Source organism: Chryseobacterium sp. CBSDS_008, assembly GCF_049959325.1.
In the GTDB taxonomy this organism is placed as follows: Bacteria; Bacteroidota; Bacteroidia; order Flavobacteriales; family Weeksellaceae; genus Chryseobacterium.
On record NZ_CP188202.1, the window covers coordinates 597,830 to 622,154 of the forward strand.

A 24,325-nucleotide genomic window follows, 5' to 3' on the forward strand; every position below is an offset into this window, starting at 1 on the left:
AAAAAACAAATGTATTGGAGAATCCGTTTTGGCTACAGCTTACCCCATTTTGGCAACTCCGGTATTTCCTGTAATGCAGACCTTTGTCCTGTAATTTTAAACCAAAAAAAAATGAAAACAATTTTTATAACAGGTGCTTCTACAGGATTAGGTAAAGCAACTGCCCAATTATTTCAAAACAACGGATGGAAAGTTATCGCTACCATGAGAAACCCTGAAGCAGCCGCCGACCTTGCCGCTTTGGAGAACGTAACTGTACTTCCGCTGGATGTTACCAATCCGGAACAGATACAGTCTACCGTACAACAGGCGCTGGAGCTTGGAGACATTGATGTAGTGTACAATAATGCAGGATATGGCTTAATAGGACCTTTGGAAGCCCTTACTGATGATCAGATCGTAAAACAGCTGAACACGAATTTATTAGGGGTTATACGCGTTACACAGGCATTTATTCCTTACTTCAGAGAGCAGAAAAAAGGAATGTTCATTTCTACAACGTCTATAGGAGGACTGGTTGCTTTCCCTTTAGGTTCTACTTATCACGCTACCAAATGGGCGCTTGAGGGTTGGAGCGAAAGTTTAGCTTTTGAACTTAATACGTTGGGAATTGATATTAAAACGGTTTCTCCCGGAGGAATCAAGACCGATTTTGTAAGCCGTTCTCTGGATTCAGCATCAAGTCCTGCTTATGAAGAGATGACCCATTCTCTGTTTTCTAAAATGGAAGGAATGATGGAAGCTGCTTCTACACCTGAACAGATTGCAGAAGTAGTGTATGAGGCTGCTACAGACGGCAAAAAGCAGTTGAGATATGTGGCAGGAGAAGATGCCAAAGCGATCTATGCACAACGTCTTGAATTAGGCGATGAGGCATTCAGAGAAGAGTTTAGAAAACAGTTTGTTTAATCAGTATTTTGAAAGACAGTATAAATAAATTTACTTTATACTGCCTTTTCATTCAATAATTTATAATTTTATATCATGGAAAAGAAAGACAGCATCCCTTTGAAAATTTCATCCATATCGGAACTGCACAATATATTACAGCTTCCCAAACCGCTTCATCCATTGGTAAGTCTTGTGGATAATACGACCATGAGCATCAAAAAAGATATGCTGAAGAGAAGCTTTATTCTGGATTTTTATAAAATCTCTTATAAATATTCTACCAACGGGAAAATGGGATATGGCCAGGGATATTATGATTTCAATGAGGGAGGAATGATGTTCACTGCCCCCGGACAGGTTCTTTCAACCGATGAGAATGCGGAATACTGCGGCTATACTTTACTCGTACACCCGGATTTTATCAGAAGCTATCCTTTAGCTAAGAATATTAAGAACTTCGGTTTCTTTTCTTATGATACCAATGAGGCACTGCATCTTTCTGATCAGGAAAAAAATACGGTAACAGGACTGTTGGATAGCATTGAATATGAATTGAATACGGCCATTGACGAAGTAAGTCAGGATGTTATTGTTTCTTATATTGACGTTCTTCTCAATTACAGCAATCGCTTTTATAAAAGGCAGTTTATTACCAGAAAGGCCGTTAATCATGATTTGCTGACCAAAATGGATACGGTGCTGGAAGATTATTTCAACCAGCAGGAAACATTAAATAAAGGGCTTCCTACCGTTGAGTTTCTGGCTTCCACGCTCAATGTCTCTCCCCATTATCTGAGTGACATGCTTCGTAACCTTACCGGCCTGAATGCCCAGCAGCATATTCATGAAAAACTGATTGAAAAGGCCAAAGAATACCTTACCACTACAGGCTTTTCTGTATCTGAAGTAGCTTATGCACTGGGATTTGAGCATCCGCAGTCATTCAATAAGCTGTTTAAAAAGAAAACAGATAAAACACCTCTGAGTTACAGACAGTCTTTTAATTAAATATCAATCACCCGGTTCAAATGCCGGGTGTTTTTTATTCAGAAAATAATAATTCATAAAGAGAAAAGATACCGGATTTAAGGGTTGGCAAAAATATATTCTTGCTTATTGGTTAAAATGGAACGCAAAAATGACAAAAACGGACTATATTTTAACGGGTGTGCGTATCTAACTTTGCAAAAGAATTTTATCACCCTGTTATCATGAACGAGAGAGAATCTTTTAATGCAAAAATGCCGACAGCCTGTTTCTTACTTTTCTTTGCCCATGGACTTGTTTTTTCTTCCTGGGCCAGCCGGATTCCTATCATCAAAAATGCTCTTTCGATCACTGAGGCAGAGTTGGGAACTCTGTTGCTTCTGATGCCTGTCGGGCAGCTTTCAACGATGGTTTTGGCGGGTAAACTGATCAGCATTTACGGAAGCAGTGGGATTATTAAAAAGTGTTTTTTACTGTATCCCTTTTTTCTTTTATTAATTGGTTTGTCGCCTTCGTACTGGACTTTGGCAGTTGTTCTGTTTTTCTTTGGAGTATCCGGGAATATGTGCAATATCGCGATCAATACACAGGCGATTGAAATAGAATCTATGACCAAAAGAACCCTGCTGTCATCATATCATGGAGCATGGTGCTTTGCAGGACTTACAGGAGCCGTAGTAGGGTTATTAATGATTAATCTTCATGTAGGAACTTTTTACCATTTTGTTGTTATTTTCATTCTGGTAGGAATACTTTGGTTCTACAGTAAAAGAAATCTTACCAATATTATCCATAAAGCAGAGCCTCAAACCCGGTCAATATTCAAGGCTGTGAACCCTACACTGGTTGGATTGGGAATTATAGGATTCCTGAGCATGGTGATTGAAGGAGCAATGTTCGACTGGAGCGGGGTTTATTTTCAGACTATAGTTAAAGCACCTGAAAACCTTGTGATACTGGGATATACAAGTTTTATCTTAATGATGACTTTAGGCCGTTTTATCGGGAATAAAATCATTGAAAGATATGGGAAAAAGATCGTTTTGCAATGTTGTGGCTTACTGATGAGCGGAGGGCTTTTTCTAAGTGTTTTCTTCCCGGAACTCTGGATTTGTATTATTGCTTTTATGATTATTGGTCTTGGAAGCTCACTGAGTGTACCGTCTGTGTACAGTACGGTAGGAAAGGTGAGTACGGTAGCTCCCAGCATTGCCTTATCATTTGTTTCCAGCATCTCATTTTTGGGGTTTCTTATGGGGCCGCCTCTTATCGGATATATTGCGGATAGTTTTGATCTCAGGTATTCATACGGTCTTTTTGCCTGTTTTGGAATTCTACTGGCGATTATGGCCGGGCAGATGAAGGTATTCAGAAAATCGTAACTGGTATTTTTGGGGAAGTTTGACCCCTTAAGTGTTTGGTAAAGTGTACAGCCCTGCATATCCTCAGATAATCAGGGCTGTTAATGGTGGTTCAGCAGGTATAAAGATGTTATATCCAGCTTTCTATAAGATGAAGCCACAGGGCTTTTTCTTTATTCAGCAGAAAAATAGCTGATGATGTTCTTTGGGTTGTGATTTCTCCTGTTACCTGCGTTTCAGTATAGGTGGCAAGTCCGTGATCATCCGAATAATTCACTTCAATATTTTCCACCTGAATATTTCGCCCCGGAAATTTTCCAAATACCGATGGAAGCCATTCTGAAAGCATTGATAAGGTGACTGCATCACCATTTCCATTGATCATCTTAAATTCAGGTGAGAATCCGGACAACAGCTTACTGTAAAGAGCCTCGCGGTTTTCTGTTTTCCCCTGAAACCATTTCTCGATATTTTTATGGAACTCTACTATTTCCCAGGTTATTTTTTCTGTGCTGTTCATATTTAAATGTATCATATTTTTTTGTTTTAAATTATATTTTAATTGATAATTTTCGTTAATCTGCTTCCTGCCCATAGTCCGATAAGCTGAAAAATTCCGATCATTCCTGCAGCTATGGCAAATGCTTCCGTAAATCCCAGAACTTCTATGAGATTAAAAAATAAAGTACCGATAATAGCTCCGCCGCTAACACTTCCAATCTGAATACCTATACTTACAAGTCCTGAAGCCTGGCCTGCTTTATCCCTGGAGACCAAAGAAATGGCTGTCCGCATCATAACCGGCATGATGGTACCGTGTCCGAATCCGGCGATAAACAAAGTGATATGAGTGATTAAAGATGGTTTTTGCTGAAAATGAAAAACCAGTGCGCTCGTTATAAAACCGGTCATCAATAATCCCAATCCTGTATAGATCATTTTTGCTGTGGTCATTTTTATCCGCGAAGTTACCAGAGGAGCTAGGAAAAAGGCAAGTCCGTAAGGAACTATCGCTAAACCTGTCTGCATTGAGTTTTGATGAAGAAACTGCTGAAGATAATAGGGATAACAAATGAATAAACCCGCAGTGAAATTATAAAAGAAAATAATCAGAAGACTGAATGCAAAAGGTTTTTGCTGCAGCAATCCAGGATCTATAAGTACCGGACGGCTTTTTTGCACTTGTCTCTTTTCATATTTTAAAAACGAAATGAATACTAAAATTCCTGCAAAAAGAATCCCGAAAATCCACCAGGTCCATTCAAATTTCTGTCCGAAAATAAGAGGGCAGATAAGCATTAGCAAAGCAAAAATTAATAATAAAGCTCCGGTAAAATCAATACCTGTTTGCTCTTTTTTATTACTGTTGTTCATCGTAAAATGAATTCCCGTAATACAGATCACCGTAACGGGCACATTTACAAGAAATACCATTTCCCATGAAAAATGTCCCCAATGCATGCTTAAGAGAAGTCCTCCAAACAACTGTCCGATTACTGAAGCAAGGCCAAATACAGAACTGAAAAGGCTTACTGCTTTAGGCTGTTCGTCACTGCTGAAAATGTCTTTTATAGAGGCCAATACCTGTGGAGCTAGCAGTGATGCTCCTACACCCTGGAACAGTCTGAAAATAATCAGCCGGGTAACATCCGGTGAAAAAGCACAGGCCAGGGATGAAAACAGGAAAGTGTATAATCCTGTAATAAAAACCTTTTTACGGCCGTAAATATCTCCAAGGCGTCCCCCGCAAACAACAAGTGCAGCATAGGTAAGGCCGTAAATGGCGATAACCATCTGTAGCTCATGATCACTGGCGTTGAAGGCTTTTTTAATAGAAGGCAAAGCCATATTGACGATAAAATAATCCAGCGGTGAGAGAAAAGCACCTGCAATCAGAAAATTAAGTGCCTGCCATCGTTTCGGATAGGTATTCATATTTTTTTTAGGCAAAATTACCCGCTTATATTCTGTTAAAATTGTACTTTTGGAGGAAAATACAGTGTGTTATGAAAGGACTGCCCCTTGAAGGAATTGATGTAAGGGAAATACAACTGAAAGAAGAAGACTTCGTATTTAAAACAAAGACTTTTTTCTCATTCATTTATATTGTTAAAGGGACAGGTACCCTGGTGTATGATGACCGCAGTATTAATTTTACAGAGGGTAAACTTTTCATCATTCCACAGCAGGAAACATATTGTTTCAGGAGTGAAGCTGCAGAATTTATCAGTATCCGGTGTCCGCTTGATTTTATTGATAAAATCCGGCTGGAGGCAGACCGTATTGAAAGTTGCGAGAATTTGTATAAACTTCAATACATCAGCCATAATTATCATGCGAGAGCTGGATGTGTCTTCAGGGATAAAAATGATGAAAAATTTGCTGAAACCCTTATCCTGCAGATCGCCTATGAGTTCAAAAATAAAGCGGAAGATTATCTTATTATCCGCAACTGCATGTCGATCCTTCTGAATCTGATAGCCAGAAATATCATTCAAAGTGAAACATCTGGGCTTCAGGAAAACCGGAAAGCTTTTTCTATCATGAAGATCGTTGCTTATATTCAGCAGCATATAAAAGATCGTGAGAAAACCGGAATTCAGGTTATTGCCGGTCATTTTGGAATTTCCGGGAATTATTTCGGGGAATATTTTAAACAGCAGACGGGAGTTTCCTACCAGGATTATCTGCTGGATTACAGATTGAAGCTGGTGGAAACCTATTTAAAATACAGCAGCGTACGGCTAAGTGAAATTGCTTATGAACTCCAGTTCAGTGATGAGAGTCATCTTTCCAAACTTTTTAAAAAACATAGGGGAGTTACTCCCGGCGAATACAGGAAGAATTTCAAATAAAGCTTTTATGTTTCAGCCTTTTCAATAATTTTTAATTCCTGGTAAAAAAAATATAAAGTTAACTATATAGTTGACTCTATTATTTGACTTTTGAGGCGATCTTTTTTTATTCATAATGAATTATAAAACCTGAAGTTCTTTAAACACCTCAATAATCGCTTCAATAAGGCCTTTATCTACTGTTTTTTCTGAAGCTGCGTCCGGTAAAAGAGCTCTTAGGTCACCATGATCATCACGTTCAATAACGACTTCTGTGCCGTCAACATCCACATATAATTTATATCCATAAGAAAAAGTGGCAAGCTTTCCGTTGAAAAGCAGCTCTTCACCCTTATAAGTTACCGGTACTTCAAATTCTTCCATTGCCGTGAGTTTCTATTCAATTAAATCTGAGCAAATGTCGGAAAATTTTAATTCATATCATCATAAAAATGGCAATGATAACGCCATACAATCCGGATTACTAAAATTATTTATAGGTTAAAATCTGTATATTTATCCTTCGTTATGAAAGCATTTCTATAAACAGGAAATAATCAATGAAACTGAAACGAACTCCTATGAAAAATACCATTACCCTTTTCTGGTTCAGACGTGATTTAAGGCTGGAAGATAATACAGGTCTGCATCATGCACTTCAATCTGATGCTCCTGTAATGCCCATTTTTATATTTGATACCGATATTCTCGGGAAGCTGGAGGATAAAGAAGACCGCAGGGTTGATTATATCCATCAGGCTTTGGAGAATATCAATATTTCCTTGAAAAAGTACCATTCAAAAGTTAATACCTACTGTGGTAAACCTATAGAGATATTCAAAAAACTATTTGAAGAATATGATGTTTCAGGCGTTTTCTGCAACAGGGATTATGAACCTCAGGCGATTGAAAGAGACAAGGGAATCTATTATTTTTTCAGAGAAAAGCATATTCCTTTTAAAGCCTATAAAGATCAGGTAATTTTTGATAAAGACCAGATTATTAAAAAAGACGGCTCACCCTACACGGTTTACACCCCTTTTGCAAAGAAATGGCGGGAAGCATTAGCGCCTGAACACTACCAATCGTTTAATGTAAATCTTAAAAACCTTTTCCCCCAGGAGTATGCTGCCATTCTTTCTTTAAAGGAAACAGGTTTCAAAAAAACAGGGCTAACCTTCACAGAACCTGTTCTGGATGCTTCCATTATAGATAACTATGATCAGTTTCGTGATTATCCGGCATTACAGCATACCACACAGCTTGGAATTGCGTTACGTTTTGGCACCATCAGCATCAGAAAATGCGTGGCTTTTGCATTGAAACATAATGCTGTATGGCTTTCAGAGCTGATCTGGCGTGAATTTTTTATGCAGATTCTGTATCATTTTCCTCAGGTTGTTCATCAATCGTTTAAAAGTCAGTATGACAATATCCGTTGGCGGAATAATGAAGAAGAGTTTAAGCACTGGTGCGAAGGAACTACAGGTTACCCGATCGTAGATGCCGGAATCAGAGAACTCAATCAGACAGGCTACATGCATAACCGGGTAAGAATGATTGTGGCAAGTTTCTTATGCAAGCATCTTCTGATCGACTGGCGATGGGGGGAAGCGTATTTTGCCTTAAAACTGAATGATTATGATCTGTCTGCCAATAACGGGAACTGGCAGTGGGCAGCAGGAAGCGGCTGTGATGCGGCACCTTATTTCAGGGTTTTTAATCCCACCGCTCAGATGGAAAAATTTGATAAAGAATTGGTCTATATCAAAAAATGGCTCCCGGAGTGGAATACACCAGCATATCCTTCACCAATAGTAGAACATACTTTTGCCCGGGAAAGAGCTTTATCCGAATACAAAAAAGCACTGGCCTAAACAATTTGATACCAGCAAAATGTCCGGTGGCAAAAAGTTACCGGCATCACCAATTGATAGGTAAGATGAAGTTACTTTTGGTAAATCTAAAGTAATAAGAAAGAAAAGCTGAAGTATTTATACATAATAACCGTTTTTCTTAGCAGTATGATTCAAATCATACCCGCCGGTATACATCCTTAGTTATATTTGCCCATCGAAATTTCATATTTCTGACAAATTACAGTATAACCTTCCGATGATTCGGGAGGTTTTTTTTGGAAAAATTTTCATAATATAGATTGTGTCAGACAAATAACCTTTTGTATCCGCATATTAAAACAATATTATTGCTGATTTCCTATAACATTATATAAATATAAATGAAAGAACATCATTTATTGTAACAGCTCATTCAATTAGGATTTATAATGCTTGTAAAGTCCGGGTATTTTTACTTCCTAAATTCCTTATTTCGTAATTCTTCATGAATAGAGTAGAAAAAATGGTAATGTAAAACAGGTTTTTGATTGCTTTTTGTTAATTAAAAGTGTGGTTTTTACATTTTTTTTTCATCTTATTTTAAAAAAAAATAAGTTCTTCTTATCATACTATTTATTTTGAAAACAGAATTTTTTTCTGGCACTTATTTGCATTGCAATTAATTGTGAATTCATGTCTTATGAAATAAGTAAGTGTTAAATTCATGATAACCTTATCATATTTTTTATACAATTCATATCATAAAAAATCGATATGTAATATGTTGATATGCAGTAGATAATGGTGGATTTGTTTTTTTTATTCAGATGAATTTTTATATTTGTAATGTTACCAAAATGTTAACGAACTAATGAATCAGAACTTTATTCATACGTATGTCTCTGTAGATTGTGTTGTTTTCGGATTCGACCATGAAAACCGGTTGAATATCTTATTAGTGCAGCGCCATGTTGATGACATTCCATTGGAAAAACAAATTAAGCTGCCGGGCAGTTTGATCTTTAGTGACGAAGATGTGGATGATGCCGCACAAAGAGTCCTTCATGAACTTACAGGGATTAAAAAAATGGTTCTTAAGCAGTTCAGATGCTTTGCTGACCCTATGAGGGCAAGCAATGTACATGATATAAAATGGATGGATAAAGAATACAAGCATCATATAGACAGAATTATTACAGTGGCCTATCTTTCCCTTTGCAAAATAGATCATAAGATCAACAGTACAAAATATGATACCGTAGACTGGTATCCTATTGATGAGGTTCCGGTATTGCCTTTTGATCATAACAAAATTATCAATGAATCCCTGATAGAGATTAGAAAATGGATTGAATCAGATTTCTCCATTATTTTCGAGCTGCTCCCGAAAAGATTTACCATCAGGCAGCTCTATCAGCTCTACAGTGCTTTAAGTGAAAAAAATATTGACATTAAGAATTTCCATAAAAAAATATCTTCATTCCCTTATATTGTTCCCCTGGATGAAATTCAAAAAGATGTATCACACCGTGCAGCAAGATATTACAGATTTGATGCTAAGATTTACAAGAAAAACAATACAAAACTTATAAAATAACCTTTTTAAAAAATTATGTACTTACTAGGCTATGACATTGGCAGCTCTTCTGTGAAAGTTTGTCTCATTGAGGCATCCAGTGGAAAAGTGATTGCTTCTGAATTTTCTCCAAAAAAAGAAATGAAAATCACTGCTATAAATCCGGGATGGGCAGAACAAAACCCGGTCGACTGGTGGATCAATCTGAAATTGGCACATGAAGCTGTTATGCATGAATCCGGAGTACATGCTGAAGATATTAAAGGAATCGGAATTACCTGGCAGATGCATGGGTTGATTCTGGTAGACAAAGACCAGAACCTTCTAAGGCCGTCAATTATCTGGTGTGACAGCCGTGCTGTTCCGTATGGTGAGAAAGCCTTCAAAACAATAGGAGAGGAAAAATGCCTGTCACAGCTTTTAAATTCACCAGGGAATTTTACCGCATCAAAGCTGGCATGGGTAAAAGAAAACGAGCCGGAAATTTTTGAAAAAATAGATAAAATAATGCTTCCGGGAGACTATATTGCGATGAGACTGTCCGGACAGATAGGAATGACTATCGAAGGTTTATCAGAAGGAATCTTCTGGGATTTTAAAAACAACTGTATTTCAGAAGATATTCTTAATTACTATGGAATTCCCAAAAGTTTTTTCCCGGAAATTGTCCCTACATTCGGTATTCAGGCTGTGGTTTCCAGACAAGCAGCTGAGGAGCTTGGGTTAAAAGAAGGTACCCCTATTTCATACAGAGCAGGGGACCAGCCCAACAATGCACTTTCCCTGAATGTTTTTAATCCCGGAGAAATTGCCTCTACTGCAGGAACTTCAGGAGTGGTTTATGGAGTGCTGGACCAGCTGGAATATGATAAATTATCCAGGGTCAATACATTTGCCCATGTCAATTACACGCCGGAACAGATCAGGTTGGGAGTTTTATTGTGTATCAACGGAACCGGTATTTTAAACTCCTGGTTAAAGCATAATTTCGCAACCTCGCTCTCATCTTACGGTGATATGAATGATATGGCTTCACTCTCACCTATAGGTTCAAAAGGATTAAGTATTATTCCCTTTGGAAACGGAGCGGAAAGAGTGCTTGAAAATAAAGATACAAGCTGCTCTATTCACGGAATTAACTTCAATATCCATTCAAAAGGAGATATTCTGCGTGCAGCGCAGGAAGGTATTGTATTCTCCTACGAATACGGAATGGATATCATGAGAAATATCGGAATGGATATCCAGGTGATCCGTGCAGGAAATGCCAACATGTTTTTAAGTTCGATTTTTCGCCAGTCGCTAGCCAGTGTCAGCAATGCGGTCATTGAACTTTATGATACCGATGGAGCGGTAGGAGCGGCAAGAGCAGCCGGAATGGGAATAGGGTTTTATTTAGATTCCAGAGAAGCATTTTCTTCACTTGAAAAAATAGCGGTGATAGAGCCTGAACATGAAAAACAAGAACAATATTTAGAAGCCTATGCCAGATGGAAACATCATCTTAACGAAATAATCTAGAAGAATTACAACAGCATTTTTCATCCTCTTACTGACTTTTAAGAATCAGTGAGAAGGGGATCTCTACGCAAAAAATTAAAACAAATTAAAAATAATCAAATAAATATGAACACTTTAACAGGTACAAAAGAGTTTTTTACAGGTATTGAAAAAATCAGGTTTGAAGGGAAGGAGAGCAAAAATCCGTTGGCATTCCGCTATTATGATGCTGAAAAGATCGTGATGGGAAAACCTATGAAAGACTGGACAAAATTTGCAATGGCATGGTGGCATACCTTATGTGCAAACGGAAGCGATCCGTTCGGAGGACCTACCATCCACCACCCATGGGATATCGGAAATGATGCGGTAACCAGAGCCATGCACAAAATGGACGCCGGTTTCGAATTCATGTCTAAAATGGGCTTCAATTATTACTGCTTCCATGATATCGACCTGGTAGACCCGGCCAGCAACTGGAAAGACTATGAGAAAAATATGCAGACTATTGTTGAGTATGCAAAACAAAAGCAGCAGGAAACCGGAATTAAACTGTTGTGGGGAACAGCCAATGTTTTCACCCATGAAAGATACATGAACGGAGCTTCTACCAACCCGAATTTTGATGTAGTAGCCTGTGCAGGAACGCAGGTAAAGAATTCAATTGATGCAACCATCGCACTGGGAGGTGAAAATTACGTTTTCTGGGGCGGAAGAGAAGGGTATATGAGTCTTTTAAACACGGATATGAAGCGTGAAAAGGACCATCTGGCCCGTTTCCTTTCCATGTCAAGAGATTATGCACGCCAGCAGGGCTTTAAAGGAACTTTTCTGATTGAACCAAAACCAATGGAGCCTACCAAACATCAGTATGATTACGATTCTGAAACCGTAATCGGATTTCTTAGACATTACGGATTAGACAAAGATTTTAAACTGAATATCGAAGTAAACCACGCTACATTGGCAGGTCACACATTCGAGCATGAGCTTCAGGTTGCTGTTGATGCCGGGCTTTTAGGAAGTATTGATGCGAACAGAGGAGACTATCAGAACGGATGGGATACCGACCAATTCCCTATCGATTACTACGATATGGTTCAGGCATGGCTGGTACTGCTTCCGGCAGGAGGTCTGGGAACCGGAGGGGTAAACTTTGATGCCAAAATCAGAAGAAATTCTATTGATGCTGAAGATCTGTTCATTTCCCACATTTCAGGGATGGACGTTTTCGCCAAAGGCCTTCTTGCTGCAGCTGATATTCTTGAAAATTCGGATTACAAAAAACTGAGAACAGACCGCTACGCTTCTTTTGATAACGGAAATGGAAAAGCATTCGAAGAAGGTACGCTTACACTGGAAGACCTTCAGAGAATAGCTCACGAAACCGGCGAACCACAGCCAAAAAGCGGGAAACAGGAATTGTTTGAAGCCATCGTGAATATGTATATATAATAAAAAAATAAAAGGCTTATAAACACTAAGGATTTTTATAAACTATAATTATTAAACAGCCTTTTATTCAACAACTAATACTAAAATAATAATTATGAACCGATTTTATTTCAATAAAAGCAATAGAGCGGCATTATTTTTTGCAATGACTTTATTGCCTTCCGGCATAGCATATTCACAGGTTAAAAAAGATACAGTAGCTAAGGAAAATAAAATAGATGAAGTTGTTGTGATAGGATATGGAACCCAGAGAAAAGAAGCTGTGACAGGTTCCGTTGCTACTGTTAAAGGAGATGCTTTGCGTGAAGTACCTTCTGCCAACATTACCCAGGCATTACAGGGAAGAACAGCAGGGGTAGATATTTCACAAACCTCTACAAAGCCGGGTGCTGCCATGCAGATCCGTATCAGGGGAACAAGATCGCTGACAGGGGATAATAACCCGTTGATTGTACTGGATGGTATTCCTTTTGTGGGATCACTGGGAGATATAAGCTCAAGTGATATCAAAAGTATTGACATACTGAAGGATGCTTCTGCTACAGCCATCTACGGATCCAGAGGGGCAAACGGTGTTATCCTTGTTACGACAAACAGAGGAGCCAAAGGGCAGAGGCCCAAATTCAGTTACAATACGTTTACAGGAGTACAGACCTTGTTTTCAAAATATCCTATGATGGACGGGCCACAGTTTGCAAAGCTTCGTGCTTACGCGATTCCTGCAGGAAATACGACACCTTTGTATTCCAACGGGGCTGATGAAAACAGCAGCGTCAATACAGACTGGCAAAGCCTGTATTATAAACCGGCGATGATGACCAGTCATGATATAGGAGTTTCCGGCGGAACAGAAGGAGGAAATTATAATGTAGGCTTGTCATATTTCAAGCAAAATGCATTAATTCCTATTCAAAGTTATGAAAGATTTGCTCTTCGTATGGCGATTGATCAGCAGGTGGGATCTATCTTTAAGTTCGGTTTCACTACCAATACCAATTATTCAGTTTCGGAAGGAAATGGGGTAAACCCGGGAGCTGTTTTAGGATATTCTCCTATTGCTAATCCTTACAATGCGGACGGAACTCCGAAAAGAGTAATGAGTACAGCTGGCGGTATCGACCAGACATGGATTTATACCAGAAGAAGCTTAGAAAGCCTGGCAGATAAATACATTGATGAAACCAAATCTTTTGCATCCTATAACAACCTTTACGGAGAAGCCAGTCTTCCAATCAAAGGATTAAAATACAGATTAAATGTAGGGTTGGATTTCCGTACCTCAAACAGCGGAAACTACAGCGGTGTAGGAATCTTTAATACAAACCCACTGGGGCCGTCATCTGCAGGAAGAGGGAATAACCAGACCTACCATTGGGTATTGGAAAACCTTTTAACGTATGACCGCACATTCGGTAAGCATAAGGTAAACGCCGTAGCATTATATTCCGCAGAACAGAATAAGTATACAAGCTCATACATGAGTGCAAAGAATGTTCCGGCAGACTTTTTCCAGTATTATAACTTAGGACAGTCGCCGCAGGCAGATATTACGGTAAGACCTGAAGACCAGGTGTACTGGAAAACCGGCCTGCTTTCAGCGATGGGAAGAATCATGTATACGTATGATAACAAGTATATGCTGACGGCAACCCTTCGTGCCGACGGATCTTCGAGGCTGGCTCCGGGAAACAAATGGCATACCTATCCCGCATTATCATTAGGATGGAATGTTACCAATGAATCTTTCATGCAGAATATCAAAGTGATTAATCTCCTTAAATTCAGAGCCGGATGGGGACAGACTTCCAATCAGGCAGTGGATCCATATTCTACGATGGGAAGATTTAACGTAGCTCCTTATAACTACGGAAGTGCAGGAAGTACAGGAATCTATGGAAATCAGCCACCTAACCCAAGCCTGGGATGGGAATATTCAAAAACACAAAACTACGGAGTAGATTTCGGGATATTGAACAACCGTCTTACTGGTAGCGTGGAGTATTACAAAACCCATACCTATGATCTGTTAACACAGAAAAGTCTTCCGGCATCAAGCGGATGGTCTTCCATTGTTTCCAATGTGGCAGAAACAGAAAATAAAGGGGTGGAAGTTTCTTTAAACGGGGTTATTTTTGATAATCCGGATGGATTTACCTGGGAAGCAGGAGTTAATTTCTATACCAATAAAAACAAAATTTTATCGCTTGCATCAGGAACAGAACGAGACATCAATAACTCATGGTTTGTAGGGCATAATATCAATTCATTATACGATTATCAGTATATAGGTCTTTGGCAGGCAGGCGATCCTTATCAGAATATTCTGGAACCCGGAACTGCTGCGGATGTAATAGGATCTATCAAAGTTCTTTACACCGGAGGCTATAATGCTGACGGAACACCTGTAAGAGCCATTGGACCGGATGACAGACAGATTTTTGATACGGCTCCGAAATTCCAGGGAGGATTTAATATGCGTTTTGCTTACAAAAATTTTGAACTGAGCACAGTTGGAGCTTTTCAGCACGGAGGAATCCTGGTAAGTACTATTTACGGATCTGCAAGTTATCTTAACCGATTAACAGGAAGAGGAAATAACGTAGATGTAGATTACTGGACAGAAGACAATACAGGAGCTTATTTTCCTCGTCCGGGACGCCATCTGAGCGGTGACAATCCAAAATATTCTTCTACTTTGGCGATGTTTGATGCTTCTTATCTTAAGCTTCGTACCATTACCTTAGGCTATAATGTCAACAAAGATTTTTTAAAGGATCTGAAAATTACCAGCTTAAGAATTTACTTCACCGTAACCAATCCTGTTGTACTATTCTCCCCTTATCATAAGTTCTCAGGAATGGATCCGGAACCGAACTCTTTCGGAAATGAAAACCAGGCAGTAAGTGGATATCAGAGCCGCCAGCTTGTTATAGGAACCAATAACCCTTCCACAAGAAACTACTTAATGGGACTTAACTTAACCTTTTAAAACTGTATTGTCATGATAAATTTTAATAAAAAACTGTTATTAGGAGCAATCTTTTTATCCTTAACATTTACAGGTTGTAATGAAATTCTTGATGAACAGCCAAGATCAATATATACCGCTGATTATTTTAATACACCGGATGGTGTTAATCAGGGATTTACGGCTTTATACAGGCAGATGAGATTACTGTACGGCAATGGCTACTTTATGAGCAATTGTCAGAACGGAACCGACGAATCTACCTGGGCACAAAGTGCTGACGGGAACTTTAAAGAACTGGATATGTCCGGAAACGGTATTATCAATTCCAATACTTTTCCTACAAGTATGGTCTGGAACTCTGTGTTCCCGTATATCAATACAGCCAACGGTATCATTGAAAAAGGACCAGGATTCGGAATTGCAGAATCTATGATTTCTGAAGCCCGTTTCTTCCGTGGATTCTACTATTTCATGCTGGTGCAGACCTATGGAGGAGTTCCACTGGATTTAGGAGCAGGAGAATTGAAATACAACAACCTGCCATCCACAACTTCTGCAAGAAATACCGTACCGGAAGTATACACAAAAACGGTTTTTGCTGACTTTAAAAAAGCAATAGAAAATCTGCCTGCCTCACCAAGGGTAACCGGAGGTGTCACTAAAAATGTAGCAAGACTGATGCTTGCCAAAGCTTATCTTACCTACGGATGGTGGCTGCAGAATCCCAACGGGATTCCAACTTATCCTGAAGCGACAAGAACTGACCCGGACGGACACAATGCCCAGTGGTATTTCCAGCAGGCTTATGATATTGCGATGGAAGGAATCAATAATCCGGGACCCTATGCGCTTCAGCCTACCTTCTATGATGTCAATGTAGGTTCCAATGACAGAAATACAGAATCTATGTTGTATGCAGACCATACACAGTCTAGTACATACTACAATGAAAGTGATCCTGTAGGATTTGGGTCAGGCTGGGCTCCGGACAATTTTGCAGCATGGATGCAAACCTGGAATTATACGGCGATTAAAAGCAGCAGAACAACCGCATGGTTAGGGGCAGACGTTGTTAGCCCCGTACAGAGAGAAGCAGCACAGCCTTTGGGACGTCCATGGGTGCGTATGTGTCCTACTTTAGGCGTTATTAAAAATACTTTTGCAGATAAAACCAATGATTCCCGTTATGACGGAACCTTTGTAACCACTTACAGAGGAAACTGGAACAAGAATGGAACAGGGTTAACGTCAGTTCCTGTGCTTTATAACGCCAATAATTTACCTGTACAGCCCGGAGGAGCTATCTTAAGCTTCCTGAATGATGACAGCCAGGCGCCTTCTTACCCTACAGGATCCGGACAAAGCGGTGTAGGAGCAGGAACCCTTCCAGGGAGAGCAGACTGGGTCATTGCACCGAACGGAATCAGCAGAATTGTATACCCGGGCTTATGGAAAATTGGAACTTACCGTACCGATGACCCGAACGGCTTAGGATATCCGAATGCAGGATTAACCCGTCCTTTCAGTGTTGCCAAATTTTCAGAATTCTATTTTATTGCCGCAGAAGCAGCCGTAAAAGGGGCTTCAGGAGCTATGACAGCCAGAGATCTTATCAACGTCATCCGTGCCCGTGCAGGAAAATGGAAGTTCAATAATGCCCAGAATACCGCTTACGTAGCAGATAACAGTGCTGCAATGACTGCTGCCACACCTGCTGTAATTACCATTGATTATATCCTGACAGAAAGATCCCGTGAATATTACGGAGAGTTCTACAGATGGTATGATCTGGTACGTACACAGAAATGGGGAGATTATGCTGCCAGTTATCAGATTGGAGGAGCTTCTTATGGAGATCACACTCCACAAACGGTGACAAGAACGATAAAACCTTTTCATTATCTGAGACCGATTCCTCAGAACCAGATTGATGCAATGGAAGTATCAGCTGATATTAAGGCAAAATACCAGAATCCCGGATACAATTAATTTCATTCTACATTCATATCAACAACAGAGTAGGTGTGTAAGCACCTGCTTTGTTTATCTGAATTAAATTTCAAAACTATGGAAAAAACCTGGCGTTGGTTTGGCAAAAAAGATAAAGTAAAACTAAGTACACTCCGTCAGATCGGAGTAGAAGGAATTGTTTCTGCCCTGCATGATATCCCAAACGGAGAAATCTGGAATCCGGAGGCCATCAATGATTATAAAAACTATATAGAAAGCCACGGACTTCGCTGGTCTGTTGTGGAAAGTCTTCCCGTGAGCGAAGCCATCAAATACGGCGGTGAAGACCGTGACTCTTTAATAGAAAATTATATCACGAGCCTTGAAAATCTGGGTAAAGCAGGCATTACAACAGTTTGCTACAACTTTATGCCTGTTCTCGACTGGGCAAGAACCGATCTTTTTCACGAATGGGAAGACGGTTCGTCATCACTTTATTTTGACAAAGCCAAGTTTGCGTACTTCGAAATTCATATTCTCAAAAGAGAAGGAGCAGAAAAAGATTATAGCGTAGAGATCCTTCAAAAAGTAGAAGAATTAAAAAATACGTTAACAGAAAAAGATAACAATGATCTGATAGACTCAGTTATTGTAAAAACACAGGGATTTGTTAACGGAAATATTAAAGAAGGTGAATTGAATCCTGTAGAAAAGTTCAAAAGTTTATTGGCATTGTATGATGGTATAGATAAAAACCAGCTTCGCCAAAATATGAAATATTTCCTCGAAAGAATAATGCCTGTCTGTGAAAAATGGAATATCCAGATGTGTGTACATCCAGACGATCCCCCGTTTTCATTACTGGGACTACCCAGAATAGTGACGAATGAAGAAGACATTGACTGGCTTTTGAAAGCGGTTGATAATCCTCACAACGGATTGACCTTCTGTGCCGGATCTCTCAGTGCCAACCTTCAGAATGATGTTCCCAAGCTGGCTCAGAAGTTTGCCCACCGTACCAAATTCGTTCACCTGAGAAGTACAAATGTTTTTGAAAACGGCGATTTCATCGAGGCTCACCATCTGGGAGGAAGAGGAAAACTCATTGAAGTAATCCGTGTATTTGAAAAAGAAAATCCTAACCTTCCGATGAGAATTGACCACGGAAGACTTTTAACCGAGGACGTTGATAAAGGTTATAATCCCGGCTATTCATTTTTAGGAAGAATGCTAGCATTGGGTCAGATCGAAGGCGTAATGGCTGCAGTACAGTCGGAATCACAAAAAAATTAATCTGCGTTTGTAATAAAATAGAAAAAGTAAAATGAAAGACCTGTTTAGTATTGAAAACAAAGTAGCAGTCATCACAGGGGCTTCGGGCGTTTTGGGAGGCAGCCTTGCCAAAAGTTTTATAGAGGCCGGAGCAAAAGTTGTTGCACTGGGAAGAAACCAGGAAACATTGGATGCCCGGGTAAAAGAACTGACAGATTTAGGCGGGGATGCACTTGCTGTAGAAGCCAATGTGATGGATATTGAAAGCCTTGAAGCGGCTTCAGTGAAAATAAAGGAAAAATATGGACATATTGATATTCTGCTCAATATAGCGGGTGGAAATATTCCGGCAGCTACCTTGTCTCCCGAACAGTCATTTTTTGATATGAATATGAAAGGATGGGCTGAGGTTACCGATCTCAATATCAACGGAACCGTTTATCCGAGCTATGTTTTTGGAAAAACAATGGCTGAGCAGGGGAGCGGTAACATTATTAATATTTCTTCCATGGCTGCCTATTCAGCCATTACAAGAGTGGCCGGATATTCTGCCGCCAAATCGGCAATTACCAATTTTACCCAATGGCTGGCCTCAGATCTGGCATTGAAATTCGGAGATAAAATACGGGTGAATGCAGTGGCACCTGGTTTTTTCATTGGAGATCAGAACCGTGCGATTCTTTTGAATCCGGATGGAAGCTTAACGGAGAGAAGTAAAAAAGTAATGGCCAAAACGCCCATGCAGAGATTTGGAGAAGTGGAAGAACTGAATGGGGTTGTACAGTTTCTGTGTTCCGATGCAGCAAGTTTCATCACAGGAGCACTGATTCCTGTTGACGGGGGCTTCAGCGCATTCAGTGGAGTATAAAAATTAATTTCTTCATATACAGTGAACAGGACCTTAATGGTTTCATTCAAGGTTCTGTTTTTTTAATGCAGATTTTTTAAAGTCTTACGATGTTAAGAGGAGAACTGTTTAACCTGTTATATTGATTATTTAACAAAAAGGTTTAACCACTTAAATTTTTTTGAGCCAGGCTTTATGCATAATAAGCATAGCTAAGTTTTTTGAAAATCTTTGCCTATTGAGCGAAGTCGAAATGTTCATCTTATGTGAACTTTTCTGCAGAATTATTTTAAACTTTCTTAAGTGAGCTAAAGTGTTTTAAAATAAAGCTTTTGTGACTTTTGTGGTTTTGCAGAGTTTAAACAAGTTAATTAAAATTCAGGATTGTAAAAATAAATAATGAGTAATTCCATTAAAAATAAAGGTGTTTTCGGAGAGTCGTTTTTGCTTGAATCAGCAAAGGCAGAGCATCTGTATTTCGGTTATGCGAAGGAAATGCCGGTGATCGATTATCACAATCATTTGGAGCCTGATGTTATTTCTGCCAATCAGAATTTCCGTTCTCCAACGGCTATCTGGCTGGATGGTGACCACTACAAATGGAGAGCCATGAGAAATTTTGGTATTGATGAGCAGTTTATTTCCGGAAATGCTTCAGATCACGAAAAATTCAGGAAATGGGCAGAAGTGGTGCCTTATACTCTTCGTAACCCATTATTTCACTGGACACATCTGGAACTCAGAAATCCTTTTGGTATTAACGAATATTTATCACCCAATAATGCAGATACGGTGCATCATCAGATGAATGAAAGTCTGCAGACACCTGGTTTTTTACCACAATCCATCATTCAGAATTTTAAGGTAGAAGCCTTGTGTACTACGGATGATCCTGCTGATGATCTGGTTCATCATAAAGCTTTAAAAAACAGTGGATTTAAAACAGCTGTTATTCCCGCTTTCCGCCCAGATTTCTATATCAATATGATTAATCCGGAACACTATCTTTCAGGAATTAAAAAGCTTGAAAAAGTCTGCGGATTTTCGATCACGTCAGTTTCTGACCTTTTGAATGCTCTTCAGTCCAGGATCAATTATTTTGTGGAAGCAGGAGCAAAAGTAGCCGATCATGGCTTCGAATATTTTCCGGATACAACGAAATGGAATCATAGTCTTGAAAAAGAGTTTTCCGAATTCCTGAAGGGTAATATTTCAACATTTTCCGATCCCGAAGCGTTATGCGGCTATTTGCTGAAAGAGCTTTGCAAAATGTATTCAGAAAAAGGCTGGGTACAGCAGTTTCATGTAGGGGCAACCCGAAACAACAATTCAGAAATGCTCAAAAAAATAGGTGCCAATGCAGGCTATGATGCCATTGGAGAACCATATTACGCACAACGATTGAGCGTTTTACTTGATGGGCTGAATACGGAAGGAAAGCTGGCCAAAACCATTATCTACAATTTAAACCCGGCATTTAATGAGGTCCTGGCAACTCTTGCCGGAAATTTCAATGAAGGTGGCATCAAATCCAAAGTACAGTTTGGAGCAGCCTGGTGGTTTCTCGATCAGCTCGATGGCATGACAAAACAAATGAATACGCTTTCCAATATCGGTTTGATCAGCACTTTTGTCGGCATGCTGACCGATTCCCGAAGCCTGCTGTCATTCTCAAGACACGATTATTTCAGAAGGCTCTTATGCAACCTATTCGGGAATGAAATGGAAAGAGGTCTTCTTCCCGATGATGAAAAATGGGTAGGAAAAATTATCCAGGATATCTGTTATCACAATACAAAAAACTATTTTGAAATCTAATACCATGCACGATTCAGCGAAAATACTATGTTTTGGGGAACTGCTTCTCCACTTTGCCCCGGATTCCGAAGGAAACTGGTTGAATGAGCAGTCTCTGAAGATGTATGTGGGCGGTGCTGAATATAATGTGGCAGCAGCACTTTTCCAGTGGAAAAATTCTGTAAAGCTACTATCCGCTTTACCGGAGAATTTTGTGGGAAGCCAGCTGGAATTTCAACTTCAAAATAAAGGTATAGAAGTCCTTGCAGAAAAAAATAACGGAAGAATAGGAACATTTTATCTTTCTTCCGATGGAGATATGCAGAATGCTTCGGTGGTTTACGACCGCTTTCCGTCTGTTTTTACCCAGTCGGGTTTTGAAACTTTCAGTGATGATGAAATATTTTCAGGAGTAAAATGGCTGCATATCAGCACTATCACGCCGGCTTTGAGTGACAATGCATTCCGTAAATGTTTATATATCATGAAGGAAGCCAGAACAAGAAATATTACGGTTTCTCTCGACCTGAATTACAGAGCGTTGCTCTGGCAAAACCAGAATCCTCATAAAATTAAGGAGCTGATGCCATTCGTGAACGTTCTCATGGGAAATATCTGGTCCGTTGAGCAGTTCCTGGATATTCCCGTTGAATATGAGCTTAACGGCAACTTTGACGATGAAAACCTTCTGAAGCAGGCTGAAAAAACAGCGTTGGAAATCCGGAAACAATTCCCGCAGGTGGAAAAAGTTGCGAATACCTTCCGCTTTACAAATAGAGAACGGGTCAATTATTTTGCCACCTTATTTACTGGTGAACAGCTTTTGATTTCAGAAAAATATAATTCAGATACAATTGAAGAAAGGGTAGGAAGCGGTGATTCTTTTATGGCAGCCGTAATTCATGGAATTTTAAAAGGAAATCCTGATCAGCAGATCCTTGAGGATGCGACAAAAGTTGCTTTTAAAAAGCTTTTTGTAAAGGGAGATACTATTGATGAAAGTATTAATATCGAAACATTATGAGTGAAATACTACAAAAAATAAAAGACCAGAAAATCGTTCCGTTGTTTTATAACGAATCGTTTGAAGTCTCAAAAAATATCCTAAAAGCTTTATACGAAGCAGGAATCCGGGTGATTGAATACACCAACCGCGGTCATCAGGCATTGGAAAATTTTACAGGACTGAAAGAAATTTCCCATACCGAATTTCCTGAACTTCTGTTGGGAATCGGGACAGTAAAAAACATACAGGAAATGGATGATTATGCTAACGTAAAAGCAGATTTCATCATTACACCGGTCATCAGTGAAGCATTGGTAAAACATGCTATCGAAAAAAATATCCTTCTGATTCCGGGCTGCTTTACTCCTTCTGATATCAATATTGCCTATCAGAATGGTTTAAAACTGGTTAAAATATTCCCGGCTGATGCTTTAGGGAAGAACTACATCAAATCGGTACAGCCTGTTTTCCCGGGAATGAATTTCATGCCAACCGGAGGAATCCATGCTGAAACTGAAGATATCAGAGAATGGTTTAATGGAGGCGCCATAGCGGCAGGATTGGGAAGCTCTCTCATCGGAAAAGATATTAACGAAGAAGAACTGACGCTGAAAACAAAGAATTTATTACAACAACTTAATCATAATTAAATGCAGGCTCCTCAAAACCGCAATATAAGATGGTGGATGCTGTCTCTCGTTTTTCTCGCCACTACGATCAACTATCTTGACCGTCAGGTAATGGGCTTGCTGAAACCCGTACTGGAAAAAGAATTCAGCTGGGATGAAAAAGATTACAGCTATATCGTCATGGCATTTACCACGACTTATGCCATTGGCTATATGGCAATGGGAAGGTTTATAGACAGGGTAGGAACCAAAATCGGGTATGCGGTTTCTCTTATTGTATGGAGTTTCGCCTCTATAGGACATGGATTTGTCAAAAGTACCATCGGATTTATTGTGGCGAGAAGCACGTTGGGAATCAGTGAAGCCGGAAACTTTCCTGCTGCCATCAAATCAGTGGCTGAATGGTTTCCTAAAAAAGAAAGGGCACTGGCAACCGGAATTTTCAATTCCGGAGCAACGGTGGGAGCTATTTTAGCACCGCTGCTAGTTCCGTTCATTCTTGGACATTACGGCTGGAGGCAGACTTTTGTCTGGATCGGTGCTTTAGGTATGGTTTGGATTATCCTTTGGTGGAAATTCTATTCCGTACCGGAAAAAACAAAAAGTATCAGCAAGGAAGAACTGCAGTATATAAAAAGCGATCAGGCTGAAAAAGCTGAAGAGAAAACGAAAATTCCTTTATCGGAATTACTGAAATATAAAGTAACATGGTCATTTGCCATCGGTAAAATGTTAACCGATCCGATCTGGTATTTCTTCATGTTCTGGCTGCCGGCGTATTTCTCGGATGTATTCAAAATGGATTTAACAAAACCATCCCTTCCGTTGTTTATCATTTACAGCGGAACCACAATCGGAAGTATTGGCGGAGGTTATCTTTCCTCATTTCTGATTAAAAAAGGCTGGGGGATCGGAAGAGCCAGAAGCATTACGATGTTGCTGTTTGCATTGATGGTGGTTCCGGTCATGTTCTCAAAATATGTAAATAATATGTGGATGATCACAATCATAATTGCCTTTGCAACAGCCGCACACCAGGGTTGGGGAGCCAATCTTATGACTACGGTCGGGGATCATCTTCCTAATCATTATGTAAGTTCCGTCATAGGATTTGGTGGGATGCTCGGTTCAGCGGCAGGAATTATTTTTCCGCTGTTTATCGGAATTATTCTCGATGCCTTTAAAAAATCAGGAAATATCAACGGAGGCTATAACATCATATTTTTTATAGCCGGAATATCATATGTTACCGCGTGGGGATTGATTAAAATCATCAACCGGAAGAAAACCGTATAAAAATTATATATAATGACCTGTAATCAATTATAACAATAAAATACGAATACCTTTTGCTGAGTATAACGCCCTTGCGAACCTTAAAAATATAATAGTTAAAAAACTTGCGGACTCA

The 24,325-nt window shown here is 39.5% G+C and carries 19 protein-coding genes; 16 read left to right on the forward strand and 3 right to left on the reverse strand.

Annotated elements, in window-relative coordinates:
- Positions 1–111: 111 nt before the first annotated feature.
- From ACP3T3_RS02610 to ACP3T3_RS02620, 3 genes are all read left to right on the forward strand, one after another.
- A complete protein-coding gene (locus tag ACP3T3_RS02610) occupies positions 112–909 on the forward strand; it encodes an SDR family oxidoreductase (protein ID WP_426478376.1) in 798 nt (265 codons plus the stop codon).
- 75 nt (positions 910–984) lie between these two features.
- Complete coding sequence (locus ACP3T3_RS02615; protein WP_426478377.1) at positions 985–1,899, forward strand: helix-turn-helix domain-containing protein; 915 nt, start codon at positions 985–987, stop codon at positions 1,897–1,899.
- Positions 1,900–2,102: 203 nt separating this feature from the next.
- Positions 2,103–3,260 carry an MFS transporter gene (locus tag ACP3T3_RS02620; RefSeq protein ID WP_426478378.1) on the forward strand — a complete coding sequence of 386 codons (1,158 nt, stop codon included), beginning with the start codon at positions 2,103–2,105 and terminating at the stop codon, positions 3,258–3,260.
- Positions 3,261–3,369: 109 nt separating this feature from the next.
- Here the strand turns inward: ACP3T3_RS02620 and ACP3T3_RS02625 are convergent, their stop codons facing one another.
- Together ACP3T3_RS02625 and ACP3T3_RS02630 are read right to left on the reverse strand one after the other, a co-directional pair.
- Positions 3,370–3,774 (reverse strand): hypothetical protein, encoded by a 405-nt coding sequence (locus tag ACP3T3_RS02625; protein ID WP_426478379.1) that lies wholly within the window; start codon positions 3,772–3,774, stop codon positions 3,370–3,372.
- 23 nt (positions 3,775–3,797) lie between these two features.
- Positions 3,798–5,174 (reverse strand): MFS transporter, encoded by a 1,377-nt coding sequence (locus ACP3T3_RS02630; RefSeq protein WP_426478380.1) that lies wholly within the window; start codon positions 5,172–5,174, stop codon positions 3,798–3,800.
- A 71-nt stretch (positions 5,175–5,245) separates the two neighbouring features.
- On the opposite strand from ACP3T3_RS02630, the gene ACP3T3_RS02635 reads away from it, so the two are divergent.
- A complete protein-coding gene (locus tag ACP3T3_RS02635; protein ID WP_426478381.1) occupies positions 5,246–6,094 on the forward strand; it encodes a helix-turn-helix domain-containing protein in 849 nt (282 codons plus the stop codon).
- Between the two features lie 120 nt (positions 6,095–6,214).
- On the opposite strand, the gene ACP3T3_RS02640 is transcribed toward ACP3T3_RS02635, so the two are convergent.
- A complete protein-coding gene (locus tag ACP3T3_RS02640; RefSeq protein ID WP_426478382.1) occupies positions 6,215–6,457 on the reverse strand; it encodes a hypothetical protein in 243 nt (80 codons plus the stop codon).
- 197 nt (positions 6,458–6,654) lie between these two features.
- On the opposite strand from ACP3T3_RS02640, the gene ACP3T3_RS02645 reads away from it, so the two are divergent.
- From ACP3T3_RS02645 to ACP3T3_RS02700, 12 genes are all read left to right on the forward strand, one after another.
- Positions 6,655–7,950, forward strand: coding sequence for a cryptochrome/photolyase family protein (locus ACP3T3_RS02645; protein WP_426479933.1), 1,296 nt, complete (start codon positions 6,655–6,657; stop codon positions 7,948–7,950).
- Positions 7,951–8,782: 832 nt separating this feature from the next.
- The gene (locus ACP3T3_RS02650) at positions 8,783–9,508 is read left to right on the forward strand and encodes an NUDIX hydrolase (protein ID WP_426478383.1); all 726 of its coding nucleotides are present in this window, start codon (positions 8,783–8,785) and stop codon (positions 9,506–9,508) included.
- 15 nt (positions 9,509–9,523) lie between these two features.
- Positions 9,524–11,008 carry a xylulokinase gene (locus ACP3T3_RS02655; protein ID WP_426478384.1) on the forward strand — a complete coding sequence of 495 codons (1,485 nt, stop codon included), beginning with the start codon at positions 9,524–9,526 and terminating at the stop codon, positions 11,006–11,008.
- A 105-nt stretch (positions 11,009–11,113) separates the two neighbouring features.
- On the forward strand, positions 11,114–12,442 hold the full coding sequence (xylA, locus tag ACP3T3_RS02660; protein WP_426478385.1) for a xylose isomerase: 1,329 nt from the start codon (positions 11,114–11,116) through the stop codon (positions 12,440–12,442).
- Positions 12,443–12,536: 94 nt separating this feature from the next.
- Positions 12,537–15,431: a SusC/RagA family TonB-linked outer membrane protein gene (locus ACP3T3_RS02665; protein ID WP_426478386.1), complete on the forward strand. Its 2,895-nt coding sequence runs from the start codon at positions 12,537–12,539 to the stop codon at positions 15,429–15,431.
- Between the two features lie 12 nt (positions 15,432–15,443).
- Positions 15,444–17,402 (forward strand): RagB/SusD family nutrient uptake outer membrane protein, encoded by a 1,959-nt coding sequence (locus tag ACP3T3_RS02670; protein ID WP_426478387.1) that lies wholly within the window; start codon positions 15,444–15,446, stop codon positions 17,400–17,402.
- 78 nt (positions 17,403–17,480) lie between these two features.
- Positions 17,481–18,656 carry a mannonate dehydratase gene (gene uxuA / locus ACP3T3_RS02675; RefSeq protein ID WP_426478388.1) on the forward strand — a complete coding sequence of 392 codons (1,176 nt, stop codon included), beginning with the start codon at positions 17,481–17,483 and terminating at the stop codon, positions 18,654–18,656.
- A gap of 31 nt (positions 18,657–18,687) precedes the next feature.
- Positions 18,688–19,503: an SDR family oxidoreductase gene (locus ACP3T3_RS02680; RefSeq protein ID WP_426478389.1), complete on the forward strand. Its 816-nt coding sequence runs from the start codon at positions 18,688–18,690 to the stop codon at positions 19,501–19,503.
- 378 nt (positions 19,504–19,881) lie between these two features.
- Positions 19,882–21,300, forward strand: a complete 1,419-nt coding sequence (uxaC, locus tag ACP3T3_RS02685) for a glucuronate isomerase (protein ID WP_426478390.1) — start codon at positions 19,882–19,884, stop codon at positions 21,298–21,300.
- A gap of 4 nt (positions 21,301–21,304) precedes the next feature.
- Positions 21,305–22,303, forward strand: a complete 999-nt coding sequence (locus tag ACP3T3_RS02690) for a sugar kinase (RefSeq protein ID WP_426478391.1) — start codon at positions 21,305–21,307, stop codon at positions 22,301–22,303.
- Positions 22,300–22,935, forward strand: a complete 636-nt coding sequence (locus tag ACP3T3_RS02695; protein WP_426478392.1) for a bifunctional 4-hydroxy-2-oxoglutarate aldolase/2-dehydro-3-deoxy-phosphogluconate aldolase — start codon at positions 22,300–22,302, stop codon at positions 22,933–22,935. Before ACP3T3_RS02690 ends, ACP3T3_RS02695 begins: the two co-directional genes overlap by 4 nt.
- A complete protein-coding gene (locus ACP3T3_RS02700; RefSeq protein ID WP_426478393.1) occupies positions 22,936–24,210 on the forward strand; it encodes an MFS transporter in 1,275 nt (424 codons plus the stop codon).
- The last annotated feature ends 115 nt before the right edge of the window (positions 24,211–24,325 follow it).

Coding starts and splice junctions, on each gene's coding strand:
- ACP3T3_RS02610 (WP_426478376.1), top strand. CDS start 112: ATGAAAACAATTTTTATAACAGGTGCTTCTACAGGATTAGGTAAAGCA.
- ACP3T3_RS02615 (WP_426478377.1), top strand. CDS start 985: ATGGAAAAGAAAGACAGCATCCCTTTGAAAATTTCATCCATATCGGAA.
- ACP3T3_RS02620 (WP_426478378.1), top strand. CDS start 2,103: ATGAACGAGAGAGAATCTTTTAATGCAAAAATGCCGACAGCCTGTTTC.
- ACP3T3_RS02625 (WP_426478379.1), bottom strand. CDS start 3,774: ATGATACATTTAAATATGAACAGCACAGAAAAAATAACCTGGGAAATA.
- ACP3T3_RS02630 (WP_426478380.1), bottom strand. CDS start 5,174: ATGAATACCTATCCGAAACGATGGCAGGCACTTAATTTTCTGATTGCA.
- ACP3T3_RS02635 (WP_426478381.1), top strand. CDS start 5,246: ATGAAAGGACTGCCCCTTGAAGGAATTGATGTAAGGGAAATACAACTG.
- ACP3T3_RS02640 (WP_426478382.1), bottom strand. CDS start 6,457: ATGGAAGAATTTGAAGTACCGGTAACTTATAAGGGTGAAGAGCTGCTT.
- ACP3T3_RS02645 (WP_426479933.1), top strand. CDS start 6,655: ATGAAAAATACCATTACCCTTTTCTGGTTCAGACGTGATTTAAGGCTG.
- ACP3T3_RS02650 (WP_426478383.1), top strand. CDS start 8,783: ATGAATCAGAACTTTATTCATACGTATGTCTCTGTAGATTGTGTTGTT.
- ACP3T3_RS02655 (WP_426478384.1), top strand. CDS start 9,524: ATGTACTTACTAGGCTATGACATTGGCAGCTCTTCTGTGAAAGTTTGT.
- xylA (WP_426478385.1), top strand. CDS start 11,114: ATGAACACTTTAACAGGTACAAAAGAGTTTTTTACAGGTATTGAAAAA.
- ACP3T3_RS02665 (WP_426478386.1), top strand. CDS start 12,537: ATGAACCGATTTTATTTCAATAAAAGCAATAGAGCGGCATTATTTTTT.
- ACP3T3_RS02670 (WP_426478387.1), top strand. CDS start 15,444: ATGATAAATTTTAATAAAAAACTGTTATTAGGAGCAATCTTTTTATCC.
- uxuA (WP_426478388.1), top strand. CDS start 17,481: ATGGAAAAAACCTGGCGTTGGTTTGGCAAAAAAGATAAAGTAAAACTA.
- ACP3T3_RS02680 (WP_426478389.1), top strand. CDS start 18,688: ATGAAAGACCTGTTTAGTATTGAAAACAAAGTAGCAGTCATCACAGGG.
- uxaC (WP_426478390.1), top strand. CDS start 19,882: ATGAGTAATTCCATTAAAAATAAAGGTGTTTTCGGAGAGTCGTTTTTG.
- ACP3T3_RS02690 (WP_426478391.1), top strand. CDS start 21,305: ATGCACGATTCAGCGAAAATACTATGTTTTGGGGAACTGCTTCTCCAC.
- ACP3T3_RS02695 (WP_426478392.1), top strand. CDS start 22,300: ATGAGTGAAATACTACAAAAAATAAAAGACCAGAAAATCGTTCCGTTG.
- ACP3T3_RS02700 (WP_426478393.1), top strand. CDS start 22,936: ATGCAGGCTCCTCAAAACCGCAATATAAGATGGTGGATGCTGTCTCTC.